At 71.1% G+C, this 14672-nt stretch carries 12 protein-coding genes; 11 read left to right on the plus strand and 1 reads right to left on the minus strand.

The annotated features are described in order from the left end of the window. Positions 1–4: 4 nt before the first annotated feature. The gene (locus LHJ74_RS05060) at positions 5–1306 is read left to right on the plus strand and encodes a 3-deoxy-7-phosphoheptulonate synthase (protein WP_260216283.1); all 1302 of its coding nucleotides are present in this window, start codon (positions 5–7) and stop codon (positions 1304–1306) included. 156 nt (positions 1307–1462) lie between these two features. On the opposite strand, the gene LHJ74_RS05065 is transcribed toward LHJ74_RS05060, so the two are convergent. Continuing rightward, positions 1463–3817, minus strand: a complete 2355-nt coding sequence (locus tag LHJ74_RS05065; RefSeq protein WP_260216284.1) for an MMPL family transporter — start codon at positions 3815–3817, stop codon at positions 1463–1465. Between the two features lie 188 nt (positions 3818–4005). On the opposite strand from LHJ74_RS05065, the gene LHJ74_RS05070 reads away from it, so the two are divergent. The 10 genes from LHJ74_RS05070 (at position 4006) to LHJ74_RS05115 (ending at position 14606) form a co-directional block, all read left to right on the plus strand. Further along, complete coding sequence (locus LHJ74_RS05070; protein ID WP_260216285.1) at positions 4006–4908, plus strand: alpha/beta fold hydrolase; 903 nt, start codon at positions 4006–4008, stop codon at positions 4906–4908. 272 nt (positions 4909–5180) lie between these two features. After that, positions 5181–6782, plus strand: a complete 1602-nt coding sequence (locus tag LHJ74_RS05075; protein WP_260216286.1) for a class I adenylate-forming enzyme family protein — start codon at positions 5181–5183, stop codon at positions 6780–6782. Between the two features lie 4 nt (positions 6783–6786). Next, the gene (locus LHJ74_RS05080; RefSeq protein WP_260216287.1) at positions 6787–8460 is read left to right on the plus strand and encodes an AMP-binding protein; all 1674 of its coding nucleotides are present in this window, start codon (positions 6787–6789) and stop codon (positions 8458–8460) included. Then, positions 8457–8714, plus strand: coding sequence for an acyl carrier protein (locus LHJ74_RS05085; RefSeq protein WP_260216288.1), 258 nt, complete (start codon positions 8457–8459; stop codon positions 8712–8714). Before LHJ74_RS05080 ends, LHJ74_RS05085 begins: the two co-directional genes overlap by 4 nt. After that, positions 8711–9727, plus strand: a complete 1017-nt coding sequence (locus tag LHJ74_RS05090; protein WP_260216289.1) for a transglutaminase-like domain-containing protein — start codon at positions 8711–8713, stop codon at positions 9725–9727. The genes LHJ74_RS05085 and LHJ74_RS05090 overlap by 4 nt, the downstream gene beginning before the upstream one ends. Beyond that, positions 9724–9951 carry an acyl carrier protein gene (locus LHJ74_RS05095; protein ID WP_260216290.1) on the plus strand — a complete coding sequence of 76 codons (228 nt, stop codon included), beginning with the start codon at positions 9724–9726 and terminating at the stop codon, positions 9949–9951. Before LHJ74_RS05090 ends, LHJ74_RS05095 begins: the two co-directional genes overlap by 4 nt. Position 9952: 1 nt before the next feature. After that, the gene (locus tag LHJ74_RS05100; RefSeq protein WP_260216291.1) at positions 9953–11515 is read left to right on the plus strand and encodes a class I adenylate-forming enzyme family protein; all 1563 of its coding nucleotides are present in this window, start codon (positions 9953–9955) and stop codon (positions 11513–11515) included. Beyond that, the gene (locus LHJ74_RS05105) at positions 11512–12642 is read left to right on the plus strand and encodes a diiron oxygenase (protein ID WP_260216292.1); all 1131 of its coding nucleotides are present in this window, start codon (positions 11512–11514) and stop codon (positions 12640–12642) included. Before LHJ74_RS05100 ends, LHJ74_RS05105 begins: the two co-directional genes overlap by 4 nt. A 211-nt stretch (positions 12643–12853) precedes the next feature. Beyond that, complete coding sequence (locus LHJ74_RS05110; protein ID WP_260216293.1) at positions 12854–13471, plus strand: PaaI family thioesterase; 618 nt, start codon at positions 12854–12856, stop codon at positions 13469–13471. Further along, positions 13464–14606: an acyl-CoA dehydrogenase family protein gene (locus LHJ74_RS05115; RefSeq protein WP_260216294.1), complete on the plus strand. Its 1143-nt coding sequence runs from the start codon at positions 13464–13466 to the stop codon at positions 14604–14606. Before LHJ74_RS05110 ends, LHJ74_RS05115 begins: the two co-directional genes overlap by 8 nt. Positions 14607–14672: the final 66 nt, after the last annotated feature.

Consider the following 14672-nt stretch of genomic DNA (forward strand, 5'->3'; position numbering starts at 1 on the left):
CGCCATGAAGCCACCGCCCTCACCCGCACCGACAGCGCGCCCGTCAGCGCGCCCGAGCGCACATCTGACGGCGCTCGCCGCGCGCTCCGCTCCCGCCTGGACGCCCGCCGACTGGCGCCGGCACCCCGCCGCGCAGCAGCCCGACTGGCCGGACGCGGCGCTGCTGCTCCGGGTGCGCGCACGGCTGGCAGCCACCGCACCGCTGGTGACGCCGCAGGAGATCATGGACCTGAGGCGCTCCCTCTCCCGGGCCGCGCACGCCGAGGCGTTCGTCGTGCAACTCGGCGACTGCGCTGAGACGTTCGACTCTCCGACCTTCGCCGGCACGGCGGCCCGGGTGGACCAGCTGCACGCCGCGGCACGCGAGATCGGGCGCGCGCTGCACCGGCCCGCCATACCGGTCGGCCGGATCGCGGGCCAGTACGCCAAGCCCCGCTCCTCCCCGACGGAGCAGGTCGGCGACATGCTGCTGCCGTCCTTCCGCGGCCATCTTGTCAACGATCCGGCCCCCGACCCGCTCGCCCGAGTCCCCGACGCCATGCGCCTGCTGCGGGGCCACGGGCACGCGCGCGAGGTGCTCGGACTGCTGCGCGAACTCGCCCAATCGGGGATGGCCGTGCCCGACTCGCTGGCCGTCGGCGCCCCGGCCGTCTGGACCAGCCACGAGGCGCTGCTGCTCGACTACGAGGAGCCGCTCGTCCGCCGTGACCCGTCCGGCGGCGACTGGTGGCTGACCTCGACCCACCTGCCCTGGATCGGGGCACGCACCTGTGACCCGGACGGGGCCCATGTGCGTTTCCTCGAAGGGGTGGCCAATCCGGTCGGGGTGAAGGTCGGGCCGTCCACGGAGCCGGGCCGGCTGGCCGAGCTGTGTGCCCGCCTCGATCCGGACCACCAGCCGGGACGCCTCGTCCTCATCTCCCGGATGGGCGCGGAGGCGGTGGAGTCGGTGCTGCCGCCGCTGGTGGAGAAGGTGGCGCGGCTCGGCCATCCGGTGGTGTGGGTGTGCGACGCGGTGCACGGCAACACCTATACGAGCGGTACCGGGCACAAGACCCGGCACCTGGACGCCGTGGGCGCCGAGATCCGCGGCTTCTTCTCGGCCGTCCGTGCGGCCGGGGGGTGGCCCGGCGGGATCCACCTGGAGGCGACGCCGGACGAGGTCACCGAGTGTGTGGGCGGCTCGCCCGGGGTGGCGGAGGAGGAGTTGCCGCTGCGTTACGAGACGGCGTGCGATCCGCGGCTGAACGGTGCGCAGACGGCGCAGGCCGCCCGGCTCGTCGCCGAGCTCTGCCGTGAGGGCTGAGCCCCGCCGTGAGGGCTGAGTCCTGCCGCGAGGGCTGAGTCCTGCCGCGAGGGCTGAGTCCTGCCGCACTGACAACTCCCGCACCGCTACCCGCCGTACGCATGATGCCGCCGGACTGTCCGCAGCCGGCGGCATCGTGCGTACGGGCCCGGGGCCTCAGGTGCGGGTGCCGACCCCCGCTCCGAGGCTCTCCGCCTCGGCTACCTCCTTCTCGTCCGGCCCCGGCGTGTCCTCGCCGGGCAGGCCGCCGGACACCGGCTCGGTGAACCCGCGCGGCAGCCAGCGCAGCCAGTTGGGCACGTACCAGTTCCATTCGCCGAGGAGCTTCATCGTGGCGGGCAGCAGGACGACCCGGATCAGCGTCGCGTCCACGAGGACGGCCGTGGCCATGCCGACGCCCGACTCCTTCATGGACAGCTGCGGCATCATGCCGAAGACCCCGGCCACGGCGACCATGACGACCGCGGCGCCGGTGACCGCGCCGGCCGTGCTCCGCACGCCGTACTCGATCGCCTTGTCCGTCGTCAGCCCGCGGTCGTGGCCCTCACGGATGCGGCTGACGACGAAGACGTGGTAGTCCATCGACAAGCCGAAGAGGAAGACGAACATGAACAGCGGCACCCAGGAGGCGATGCCGCCGGTGCTGGTGAAGCCGAGCGGGCCCTCGCCCCAGCCGTACTGGAAGACGACGACGACGATGCCGTAAGCAGCGCCCACCGAGAGCAGGTTGAGCACCAGGGTGAATCCGGCTATCACCAGCGACCGGAACGAGAAGAGCATCACGCCGAAGGTGAAGAGCAGCACGAATCCGGCGACCCACGGGGCGGAGCCCGAGAGATGCTCGTTGGTGTCGACGGACGCCGCCGTGGTGCCGCCGACGGCGACGTCGGCGCCGGGGACGCGCGCGAAGGTGTCCGGTACGACCTCCTCGCGCAGGGTCTCCAGTGCGCGTACGGAGCGCTCGTCGGTGCCCGTGCCCGCCAGGCCGATCGTCGCGACGCCCACCGTGCCGTCGGCCGAGGTGTGGAAGGTGACCGGGCCGCTGATGCCCGAGGTCGAACTGCTCGCCGAGCGGAAGCGCTCCAGGGCGTTGCGGCCCTCGGCGCCTTCCAGGTCGTCGGCCCGGACCACGACCTTGGCCGGGGTGGGCGAGCCGGGGAACGACTCCTGGATGCGTTCGTAGGTCTGCAGGGCGGGCAGGCTGTCGGTCGGCAGGTCGCTCACGCCGGGGTCGGAGGTGTGCAGCGAGAAGGCCGGTATCACCAGGGCGACCAGCGCGCCGCCGCACACCAGGAGTGAGACGACGGGGCGGCGCAGCACCGTGCCGAGGATCCGGCCCCAACCGCCGCCGTCCCCTGCGGTGTTCGCCGACCCGTCAGGGGTCGTCGCGGTCGTTGCGTTCGTACCGCCGTCCGCGCTCATCCGCTTGAGGGCCCGCTGCTGCCGCATCCGCCGCAGCAGCGGCACCCGGCCCTTCTCGATGCGGTCGCCCAGCAGGGAGAGGAGGGCGGGCAGCACCGTCACCGAACCCAGTACCGCGACGGCCACCACGAGGATCGTCGCCGTCGCCATGCCGTAGAAGATGCCGTTGCCGGAGAGGTACAGCCCGGCCAGGGAGACGATCACGGTGATGCCCGAGACGATGACCGAGCGGCCCGAGGTGGCAGCTGCGGCGGTCACGGCGGCCTTCGTCGAGTCGCCGCGGGCCCGTTCCTCGCGTACCCGGCGGATGTAGAAGAGCGAGTAGTCGACGCCGACCGCGATGCCGATCAGCGACATCACCGAGCTGCCGTTCTGGTCGACGTGCACCAGCTGGCTGCTGAGCGCCAGCAGGCCGCTCGCGGCGACGACCGCGGTCAGTGCGAGCACCACGGGCAGCAGTGCGGCGACGAGTGCGCCGAAGGCAACCAGCAGGATGCCGAGCGTCACCGGGAAGGAGATGTACTCCGCGCTCGTGTAGTCGGTGTGCAGCTTCTCGTCATAGGCGTGGGTGAAGGACGCCTCGCCGAACTGCTCGACGGTCAGGCCCTTGTGGGCGTCGTCCACCTTCGCGACGGCGTCGAGTACGGGCTGTACCTTCTCCTTTGCCTCCACGGTGCCCGCCGCCATGTCGAACTGGACGAGTGCGGAGTGTCCGTCCCCGGAGATCGCCGGCTTTCCGGCCGAGTCGTCGAGCGGCGACACGATGTCGCGCACCTCGCCCGTGGCCTCGATCCGCTTCACCACGTCGGTGACGGCGGCACGGAAGCGCGCCGAGTCGGCGGTCGCCTCGTCGCTGTGGACGAACACGACCTCGTGCGCCGGGAGTTCCAGCCCGGCCTGCTCCAGGATCTCTTCCGCGTGCCGGGCCTCGCCGTTGGTCAGCTCGGCCGGAGTCGGCTCGGCTGTCGTGACGGAACTCCCGAGCACGGTCGTCATGGCGACGAACGCCAGCCACAGGAGCACCGCCGCCCATCTGTGGGTGGCGCTCCAGGACCCGGCGGCCTCGGCGAGACCTCGCCTGCTTCTCACAGTCTTCTTCTCCTCCGGTATCGACTCAGCGGCTTCAGCGAGCCGTTGGAGGGTCAGGAGAAGAGGGTCCCGGCAAACGTTCCCGCGAATTCCGCGGATCTCGTAGGGAACTTCTGGGGTGCCGGCCGACTCCTGACACGACGACCGACACACCTGACACCCCCAGCCGAACCCCCAGGGAGCGCTCAATGCCGAGCCAGGAGCCGTCCACGCCCGAGCCGTCCATGCCCGAGCTGGATGGCGTCCGGCACCACTACGCAAAGGTCCGTGGCGTGCGGCTGCACATCGCGGAGGCGGGGGAGGGCGAGCCGGTGGTGCTGCTGCACGGCTTCCCCCAGCACTGGTACGGGTGGCGGCGGCTGATTCCGCTGCTTTCCGGCGAATACCGGCTGATCTGCGTTGACCTGCGCGGTTTCGGCTGGTCGGACGCACCGGGCAAGGGGTACGACACCGACAGCCGGGTGGCGGACGTGCTCGCGCTGATGGACGAACTGGGCCTGGACCAGGTCCGCTTGATCGGGCACGACTGGGGGGCCTGGACGGGCTTCCAGCTCTGCCTGCGGGCCCCCGGCCGGTTCAGCCACTTCCTCGCACTGAACATGCTCCACCCCTGGCCGCTGCACCGGCGGCTGATGCCGCAGTCCTGGCGCTTCTGGTACACCGCGCTGCTCGAACAGCCGCTGCTCGGCCGCTGGGTGGTGCGCAACCGGCCCGGCTTCACCCGCTACCTGATGCGCAAGGGCGTCGTGGAGAAGGCGGTGTGGGAGCCGGCGGCGATGACCGAGTTCGTGCGCTCCAGCCAGGAGCCCGCTCGGGCGCGGGCGGCGGAGGCGCTGCACCGTGCTTTCGCCGTGCGGGACATCGCGAAGCTGCTACTCGGCACTTACAAGAAACTGTCACTTGACACCCCGACCGTGATCCTGGCGGGCGAGAAGGACTTCATGCTGCCGCCGAGTGTGCTGTCGGTGGACGAGCGCCGGGCGCCGCGGATGCGCGTCGAGGTGGTGCCCGATTGTGGCCACTACCTGCACGAAGAGCGTCCCCGGGTGGTTGCCGCCGCCGCGCGCGAGCTCTTCTCCAGCGGCGGCTGACGGGGCCGCCCAGGGCACCGGGCCGGAAGGGGCGAGGCACAGGCCTCCCCCTTCCGGTCCGGAATCATGCGTTCCACAAGATTCTCGGATTCCGGTGGAGTATGCGGACCGAGTGCGGGCTCTTATGTGATGTCGGATGCGCTCAAGCGTTTGATTTGCGCGAGGGAACATCCGCGAATGTCTGGAGAGCTCTCACGATCCCCCACACCCGCAGGGCTGCATTCGTGCTGCCCGAAAGAACCGTCCCGGCCGAGCAGAGGGAACGAAGACGTATGCCCGACGTGTCCGCACTCAATCTCGACGACATACCGCAGCCCACCGCATCCCTGGGCGTTCTCCCGGCCATCGCCGCGGAGAAGCATCCCGACACTCCCTTCCTCTCCGACACGGCCTGGCGCACCTACGACGGCCCGGTACGTAACTTCGCCGAGTTCGCGCTGGCCGTCGACGACTACGCGGACCGGTTCTGGGCTGCGGGGATCCGCCGCGGCGACATGGTCGCGGTCGTCCAGCGCAACCACATCGAGGTCGAGGCCGTGATGTGCGGGCTCGGCAAGATCGGCGCGCTGCCGGCGCTGCTGTCCTCCTCCATGGAGGTCGGTGAACTCCTCGAGTGCTTCGCCCGCCTGGAGAACCCCTACCTGCTCGTCGACTCGCTCGGCCTCTCCCGGCTGGCCGGATCGCGGCGCGCGCTGCGGCTGCTGACCCGCAACGTCCTGTGCCTGGAGGAGACGGAGGAGTCCTGGGTGGTGCCGGTCCAGGAGCGGCTGCCGCACACCGCCGACCCGCGTGACGAGGACGAGTGGTTCGTCATCACCCACTCCTCGGGCACCACCGGAACACCGAAGATGGCCGCGCACTCGACCCGTTCGCTGTTCGGCATGGTCGCCCCGATGATCATGATCTTCCGGGACCAGTACACGCCGTCCGACCTGAACGCCAAGCACCTCTCCTTCGTGCACGCCCGCACCTGCGCCGGCATGCTCGCCTCGCTGGAGACCGGGATGCCCGCACTGGCCATCGCCGACCCCGACCCGGCGCACGTCAAGAAGCTGATGCTGGAGCACCGCCCGACCTCGGTGGAGACCCACCCGAACGTCTACATCCAGTGGGAGCCGCTCGCCGCGGACCCGGACCGCCCCTTCTCCGGCGTCGAGCGGTTCATCAGCACCTTCGACGCGATGCACCCGCGCACCGTGCGCTCCCTGCTGGCCGCCTCCGACCACCCCGGCGCCCACTACTTCGAGGCGTACGGACAGACCGAGTCCGGCCCGATCTGCCTGCGCATCGTGACCCGCGAGGAGTCCTCCGACTACTCGCCGCGCAACGTCGGCCACGCCGGCGGCGGCATGGAGATCCGCATCGTCGACGAGAAGGGCGAGCCGCAGCCCGCGAACACGCCCGGCTTCATCGAGACCCGGTCGCTGGGCCGGATGCGCGGCTACGTCGGCGGCGACCCCATGCCCGCGGACGACTCCTGGTGGCCCATGGGCGACATCGGCCGCCAGCTCGACGACGGCTCGCTGGAGCTCCTCGACCGCATCGTCGAGCACGTCGACGGCGTCGGCAGCCTGCTGGAGAAGGAGGACAGCCTCCTGGAGGCGCTGCCCGAGCTGGTCGAACTGGTCCTGGTCAAGGCCGACGACTCCCCGGACAGCACCGTCTTCGCGGTCGCCTGCCCCCGGCCGGGCAGCATGCCCGACCCGGAGCGGTTCCACGCCGCCGCCGCGGAGGTCGGGCTGGACGGCCTCCAGGTGCGCTTCTGGGAGTGGGAGGCGATGCCGGTCACCGGCTCGTACAAGGTCCGCCGCGCGGTGCTCCGCGACCGGCTCGCCAGCCGTATCCAGCGCACCTCCCTCGGGAAGGAGAGCTGACGACATGGTTCAGCTGTGGAACGAGCTCGCCGCCGCCGTGCACGACGGCACCGTGCTGCACACCCCCTCGCGCCAGGAGGAGCCGGTCTCCGGACCCGCCCTCTTCGCACGCGCCGAGCGCACCGCGGGCGCCGTCATCGCCGCCTGCGACGGCCGCAAGCCGCGCCGCGTCGGCCTCCTGATGGCCAACGGCGAACCGTGGGTGCGCGGCCTGCTCACCCTCTTCCGCCTCGACGCCGCAGCCGTGCCGCTGGCGCTGCCGGTGGCCTTCGGCGGAGCGGACGCCTACGCCGCCCACGTGCGGCGGATCGCCGACGACGCCTCACTGGACGCCCTCCTCATCGACGGCAGCCTGGGCAGCCGCATCGTGGCCCGCGTCGCCGCCGCCGTACCGCACCTGCCGTTCATCGACATCGCCGAACCGCCGCACGAGGCGGTCGAACTGCCCCCCGTCACCGGCGGCGGCTCCGCTCCCGCCGTCATCCAGTACACCTCGGGCAGCACCTCCGCGCCCAAGGGCGTCGTCGTCACCCATGACAACGTCTCCGCCGGCCTCGTCTCCATCGAGGACGGCACCCGCTGGACGGCGGAGGACGGGCTCGGCCAGTGGCTGCCGCTCTTCCACGACATGGGCCTGTTCACCATGCTCGCCTCGGTGCGCCAGGGCACGCCCCTGCACCTGTGGCAGCCGGGCGACTTCGTGCGGCGTCCCATGAAGTGGCTCAGCGAGTTCGCCGCCTCCAGGGCGACGATCCTGCCGGCCCCGAACTTCTTCTACGACTACCTGATCGCCGCCGCCGCCAAGGGCATCCCCGACGATCTCGACCTGTCCGCCTGGCGGTACGGCGGCAACGGCTCCGAGCCGGTGCGCCGCAGCAGCCTGGAGGAGTTCCAGCGGACCTTCGAGCCCTACGGCCTGCGGCCCCGGGTGGTCCAGCCCAACTACGGGCTCGCCGAGGCGACACTCATCGTCAGCAGCGGCGTCCCCCTCACCGGGTACCGCAGCCTGACGCTGGACCGGGCGAGCCTGTCCGTCGGCGACAAGGTGAAGGAGGCGGCCGGAGACGGCCTCACCTCCCGCTCCGTCGTCTCCTGCGGGCCCCCCGTCGCGGGGCTGAAGGTCCGGATCGGCGACGCGGAAGGCGCACCGTACGACGCCGGAACCGTCGGCGAGGTGCAGATCGGCGGCGACCCCGTCACCTCCGGCTACCTCGGCATCCCCGAGGCGGAACAGCCCTTCACACCGGACGGACTGCTCCGCACCGGCGACATCGGCTTCCTGCACGACGACGAGCTCTACGTCGTCGGCCGCCTCAAGGCGATGGCGGTCGTCCGCGGCCAGAACTACTACGCCGAGGACGTCGAGGAGATCGTCAAGGACACCCCCGGAGTGGACCGCCGGCACTGTGCCGCCTTCGCCTGGGACGACGACGGAGAGGAGCGGATGGTCGTGCTCTGGGAGACCAAGCTCGACCCGGACACCGCCACCGCCGTCGGCGAGGCCATCCGGCGGCGGCTGTCCGAACACCTCGGGCTCGGCGCCGTCGAGACGGTCTCCGTCTCCCCGCAGACGCTTCCCTTCACCAGCTCCGGCAAGGTCAAGCGCTCCGGCGCCCTCGACCTCTACCGCCGCCAGACCAACCCCGTTTCCGCCGCACCGGAAGGACAGCACACGTGAGCGCCACCAAGACCCTGGACATCGTCGTACGAGCCCTGGCAGAGCAGGCCGGCGTCTCCGCAGCCGACGTCGACACCGCCAAGCCGCTCTCGGCGATCCCCGGCATCGAGTCGGTGAAGGCACTGCGCGCGATCACCGACATCGAGGACGAGTGCGGGGTCGTCATCCCCGACGACTTCCTCTTCGAGACGGCGACGGTGAACGAACTCGCCGAATTCGTCGCCTCGCTGGAACGGGAGGGCACCTCCGTATGACAGTGGACACCGCAGCCTCCGACGCGCTGCTGGGCGCACTCGGCCGGTTCACCACCGTGCCCGGGGACATCGGACGCTACGACACGGACGCCGAGACCGCGACGCGCGCCCTGCGCGCCGAACTCGGGCAGGTTCACCGGCTCGCCGACGAGGGCCTGCCGCACCGGATCGACTCCGAGCGCGGCCCCCTCTTCGACTACGACGACCTGATGAACGTCGGGATGTTCTGCGGCACCGGCCAGACGGTGCCCGAGCTCGGGCTGCGCTTCCTGATGCGCTTCGCCGCCTCCTCCCGCAGCAGCTGGTACGCGCCCCGCGACTGGCAGATCGGCGTCCACCCCGCCCGTACGGCCGGCGGGGACGGCGAGGACGCGAAAGGCGGCGGCGACCAGATCGAGGTGACCGTCCGGTTGCCCGACCTGAGCGCTCCCGGCGTGGAGCTGCTCTCCGAGCCGCTCCCCGACACCGGGCTGAAGACCTCCGGCTACCAGGCGGAAGTACGGCTGACCGGCGCGGACCAGACGGTGCGCGACCCGCGCATCCATGAGGTGTGGGAGGAGGTCGTCGACGCGTTCGCCTCCCGCCGCGTCAACTACCAGACGGTGCCCGAGACGCTGCGCGCCGACCACAACCGGGCCTGGGAGATGGGCATCGCCGACTGCGTGGTCGCCGCACGGCTCCTCGCCGAGCGGCTGCGCGCGGCCGGGCTGGAGGCACGCGCCCGGCGCGGCTACCTGCTCGGACTCTTCGGCAGCGACCACGCCTGGTGCGAGGTGGTCGAGGACGGAGTGCACAAGTCACTCGACCCGGTGTTCGCCTTCGTCGCCACCGTCGGAGACGAGCGCGGCGTCGCCGAATCCCCGGAGTTCGCGCGCGCCTGCTACGGCGGCCGCTTCAACCGGCTGCTCCCCTGCCGCACGGAAACCGCCGACCCGCTCGTCTACTTCGACGGCGAACCGGCCCCCTACTGGGCGATGGTCGGCGTCAGCGCCCGCCCCGGGAGGTCCTCATGAGCGTCGCGCGGACCCTCGTACGGGAAAGCCTGGACCACCCCGCCCTGCTCGACCGCGTCGTTGACGACGCCGACCTCGCGGGGGCGGGCGTCAACTCCGGCGAACTGATCAAGCTCGCGCTGCGACTGGAGGACCACCTCGGCAGGCCGCTGGGGGACGAGGAACTCCTCGGACTCACCTCCGTGAACGCGGTCGCCGAACTCCTCCAGAACGGAGCGGACTGACATGTGGCTCACGCACGTGCTACGCCGGGGACTCGACCACGACCCCGACGCCCTCGCCCTGCGTGACAGCCGCCGCGACGTCAGCTGGCGGCAGCTGGACCGCGACGTGCGGGCACTGGCCTCCCTGCTGCGGCGGGACGCCACCGCGGGCAGCCGGGTCCTCGTCCTCAGCGGCAACCGGGTCGAGGTCCTGGAGACCTATATCGCGTGCGCCGCGGCCGGCCTGGTCGCGGTGCCCGTCAACCCGGCGCTCACCGACCCGGAACTCACCCGCATCGTCGACTCCGTGGAACCGTCCGCCGCCATGGCGGACGACGCGGGCCTCGCACGGGTGAGCGCGCTCTACCCGGACCTGCCGCGTACGGACCTCGGCAGCGTCGCCGAACTGGCGTCCTCCGCGGAGGACGCCGCGCAGGACGCCGCGCAGGAGGCAGCCAGGAGCGCCGCCTCGGGCGACGGCGAGCACTGGGGCGGCTCCCTGACCGAGCCGGTCATGATCCTGCACACCTCCGCCACCACGGGCCGGGCCAAGGGCGTCGTGGTGGACCAGCGTTCGCTGCAGGCCAACGCCCTGTCCTGGCTGGCCGACGTACGGCCGGAGCCCGGCACGCCGTTCCTCAACGCGGGCCCGCTCTTCCACGGCAGTGTGGTGATCGCCCTGGACCATCTCGCGGCGGCGGGCACCGTCTGCGTACTGGACCGCTTCACGCCGCAGGGCGCACTGGCCGCACTGGAGAAGTGGAAGATCGAGCACGCCTTCCTGGTGCCCTCCATGGTCCGGCTGGTGCTGGAGGCCAAGAGCCTGGCCACCACCGACGTCAGCGCGCTGCGGCTGCTGCTGCACGGGGCGGCGCCGATGCCCGAGGCGCTGGCGCGGGAAGCGCGCGACAAGCTCGGCGCCGAACTGCAGACGATCTTCGGCATCACCGAGGGCGGGGGCCCGGTGCTGACGCTGCGTCCGAACACGGTAGTCGGGGAGCCGCCCGTACCCGGCGCGGTCTGCATCGGGGTCCCGATGCTCGGTGCCGGACTGCGGATCACCGACCGCCAGGGCAACGATGTCGCGGAGGGCGCCATCGGCGAACTCCACGTGGCGGGCGACGGCCTGATGCAGGGCTACTGGAAGAACACCGAAGCCGCCGCCGAGGTGCTGCGCGACGGCTGGCTCAACACCCACGACCTGGGCTGCTTCGACACGTACGGCCGGGTGTGGGTGGTCGACCGGCGCAACGACCTCATCCTGCGCGGCGGCCAGAACGTCTACCCGGCCGAGATCGAGCACGTCCTGAGGCAGTCACCACACGTCGCCGACGTCGTCGTCGTACCGCTGGCCTCCGAGCTCTGGGGACAGACCCCGGTGGCCTTCGTCCAGCCCGTCTCACCCGAACAGTTCGACGAGGCGGAGCTGCTCGGACTGTGTGTCGCGGAGCTGGCCGCCTACAAGCGCCCCAGCCATTTCCTGCCGCTGGACGTCGTCCCGCGCAACCCGTCCGGCAAGGCGCTGCGGGCTCCACTGCGGGACCGGGCACACCAGCTCATCACCGAGAGGGAGCAGACCACATGACCACGATGGACTACACAAAGCCGGAGGTGCTGACCGCGCTGGCGGGCGAGTGGGCCGTCCCGATCCACGGCAACGCCGTCATCCAGTGGGACTACGACCAGCGCAACGATAAGATGGTGCGCCTGTACAAGCAGGGCAAGCAGCGCCAGTGGGACATGGACGAGCGTCTCGACTGGGACCACGAAGTGGACCCCGACGACCCGCTCGGCCTGCCGGACGACTTCATCTCCATCGCCGGATCCAAGCTCTGGGACCGGCTGCCCGATGAGGAACGGCGCAACATCCGCCGGCACAGCAGCGGCTGGCTGTACTCGCAGTTCCTCCACTCCGAGCAGGCAGCCCTGATCGCCGTGGGCAAGATCCTGCTCGCGGTGGACGACCTGGACTCCAAGCTCTACGCGGCCACCCAACTGATGGACGAGGCGCGCCACGTCGAGGGGTTCAACCGCTTCCTGCACACCAAGATCGGCCTGCGCTACGGGCTGTCCCCGTCGATCGCCGCGATGTTCGAGCACGCGATGCGCGAACCGCGCTGGGACTTCGGCGTGCTCGCGGCGCACATCCTCGTGGAGAACATGGGCCTGGCCACCTTCGGCGTTCACCGCGAGCGCCTGAAGGACCCGCTGGCCCGCTCGTTCAGCGCCTATGTGGCCCGCGACGAGGCGCGCCACGTGGCCTTCGGACGGCTCCTGCTGCGCGAGTTCTATCCGCAGCTGAGCGAGTCGGAGCTGCGCGAGCGCGAGGACTTCGTCGTCGAGGGCTGCTGGGCGCTGCGCGACCGCTATGTGGACGACGACATCTGGAACACCCTCGGCTACGGCGAAGAGGCGATCAAGGCGTCCCGACGCTCGCCCGCCAAGCGCGAGTTCCGCCGCCTCGTCTTCATGCGGATCGTCCCGGGGCTCAAGGAGATCAACATGTTCGGGCCGCGCGTGCAGGACGCGCTGCAGAAGATGGGCGTGCTGGGCTTCCAGGAGGTGGACGAGGTCGCGCTGCGGGAGCTGGACGACAAGGCCGCCGTCGACGCCCTGACCGAACGCGAGATGGAGTTCCGCCGCCGCGACATCGGCTCGGTCATCGACCTGGGCCGGGGGCGAGAGGCGGACGGTACGCCTGCCTCCCTCTGAAACCAGTCCGCCGCCGCGCCCGGGACACGACCCCAGGCCCCTGGTGCGGCGGCGGGCCGTACGACCTCCCCCGCGACAGGGCGCGGGCTCGCGACGCCCTGCACTTTCGCTCCATCGTCGTCGTCGGTCCCTGAACCACGCCCTGTCGCGGGGGAGGTCGTCACCCGCCACGTCCGGCGGTCCGTCCTTCTGGAAAAGCGGAGAAGCCACCATGGTCGAAAGCACGCTGTCCCCTGCCCCGCCCTCCCCTGCGCCGTCGTCTTCGGCTGCGGCTGCTGCCGTCCCTGCTGCTGTCCCGGTTGCCGCCCCTGCTGCTGTCACTGCCGCGCCTGCCGCGCCTGCCGCGCAAGCGCCCGCGCGGCCCCGGCTGCGCGGGCTGGCGCCGTCCGACGCCGACACCCGCGGCCGCCGCATGCTGGCCGGTCTGGCCAACGGCACCGTGGCCCCGCCGCCCGCCGCGCACACCCTCCGCCTGCCGCCCGCCACCTCCTGGCTCCCGGGCCTGATCAGCTGCGAGACGGAGTTCGACGAGTCGCTCACCCTCACCCCCGGAGTCGTCTTCGGAGGCTGGATAGCGAACCTCACCGATCACTTCGCCGGGCTGGTGATGCTCTCGGCGATCCCCGACGGCACGGGATTCCTCACCGCCGGGCTCTCCGTGCAGTACCACGCGCCGCTCCTGCCGGGGCCCGTCTTCATCGAGACCGAACTGATCAGCTGCTCGACCCGGATCGCGGTCGCCGAGGTGCGCTTCGTCCAGGACGGCACGCGCACCTGCACCGGCACCGTCGAGCAGATCATCCACCGCGGAGGAGGCGGCGATGCGTGAGAGCGAACTGGAGCCGGAGCACCTGGCGTTCCGGGACATGGTGCGCGACTTCGTCGAGCGGGAGATCGTGCCCCACCACGCCGAGTGGGAGCGCGCGGGGCTCGTCGACCGCGAGGTCTGGCGTACCGCGGGCAAGCTCGGCCTGCTCGGCATCGACGTGGCCGAGGAGTACGGCGGCGGAGGCGTATGGGACTTCCGCTACCAGGCGATCATCAGCGAGGAGATCATGCGTGTCGGCGCCACCGGCGTCGGCTTCGCGCTGCACAACGACGTGGTAGCCCCCTACCTGCTGGAACTCGCCACCGCAGAGCAGAAGCAGCGCTGGCTGCCCGGCTTCTGCTCCGGCGAGCTGATCTCCGCCATCGCGATCACCGAGCCGGAGGCCGGCAGCGACCTCCAGGCGATCCGCACCACCGCACGCCAGGACGGCGACAGCTATGTCCTCAACGGCGCCAAGACGTTCATCACCAACGGCATCCACGCCGACCTGGTCATCGTGGTGGCCAGGACCGGCACGGGCGCGGGATCGCGGGGACTGAGCCTGCTCGTCGTCGAGCGCGGCATGCCCGGCTTCACCCGCGGCGCCAAGCTGGAGAAGATCGGCATGGCGGCCCAGGACACCGCCGAACTGTTCTTCGACGACGTCCGGGTCCCGGCCGCCAACCTGCTGGGCCGGGCGGGCCGTGCCTTCCTCCACCTCGCCAACAACCTGCCGCAGGAGCGGCTCGGCATCGCCGCCTACGCCGTGGCCGCCGCCGAGACCGCGTTCGCCCAGACGCTGGAGTACTGCAAGAGCCGCAGCGCGTTCGGGCAGCCGATCGGCGCATTCCAGCACATCCGCTTCGAGCTCGCCGAAATGGCGACGGAACTGGATGTCACCCGCACCTATGTCGACCGGGCAATTGCCGAACACAATGCGGGAAGGCTCGATGCAGTTGCCGCCGCAAAGGCCAAGTGGTGGTGCACCGACGTCCAGCGGCGCGTCCTCGACCGCTGCGTGCAACTGCACGGCGGATACGGCTTCATGCGCGAGACGCCGGTCGCCCGCGCCTTCGTCGACAACCGGGTGCACCCGATCTACGGCGGCACCAACGAGATCATGAAGGAACTGATCGGCCACGACCTCGGCGTCTAGGGCGTGTTTGAGAAGTCCCGCCTGTCTCGCGGGGTCTGGCACGCACGCTCGCTGCGTTGTCCGTCG

The sequence above is a fragment of the Streptomyces gossypii genome (genome assembly GCF_025165795.1).
GTDB classification, from domain to species: Bacteria; Actinomycetota; Actinomycetes; order Streptomycetales; family Streptomycetaceae; genus Streptomyces; species Streptomyces gossypii.

Bases quoted from the DNA above. Each gene is read 5' to 3' on its own strand.
- LHJ74_RS05060 (WP_260216283.1), top strand. From the start codon at position 5: ATGAAGCCACCGCCCTCACCCGCACCGACAGCGCGCCCGTCAGCGCGC.
- LHJ74_RS05070 (WP_260216285.1), top strand. From the start codon at position 4,006: ATGCCGAGCCAGGAGCCGTCCACGCCCGAGCCGTCCATGCCCGAGCTG.
- LHJ74_RS05075 (WP_260216286.1), top strand. From the start codon at position 5,181: ATGCCCGACGTGTCCGCACTCAATCTCGACGACATACCGCAGCCCACC.
- LHJ74_RS05080 (WP_260216287.1), top strand. From the start codon at position 6,787: ATGGTTCAGCTGTGGAACGAGCTCGCCGCCGCCGTGCACGACGGCACC.
- LHJ74_RS05090 (WP_260216289.1), top strand. From the start codon at position 8,711: ATGACAGTGGACACCGCAGCCTCCGACGCGCTGCTGGGCGCACTCGGC.
- LHJ74_RS05095 (WP_260216290.1), top strand. From the start codon at position 9,724: ATGAGCGTCGCGCGGACCCTCGTACGGGAAAGCCTGGACCACCCCGCC.
- LHJ74_RS05100 (WP_260216291.1), top strand. From the start codon at position 9,953: ATGTGGCTCACGCACGTGCTACGCCGGGGACTCGACCACGACCCCGAC.
- LHJ74_RS05105 (WP_260216292.1), top strand. From the start codon at position 11,512: ATGACCACGATGGACTACACAAAGCCGGAGGTGCTGACCGCGCTGGCG.
- LHJ74_RS05110 (WP_260216293.1), top strand. From the start codon at position 12,854: ATGGTCGAAAGCACGCTGTCCCCTGCCCCGCCCTCCCCTGCGCCGTCG.
- LHJ74_RS05115 (WP_260216294.1), top strand. From the start codon at position 13,464: ATGCGTGAGAGCGAACTGGAGCCGGAGCACCTGGCGTTCCGGGACATG.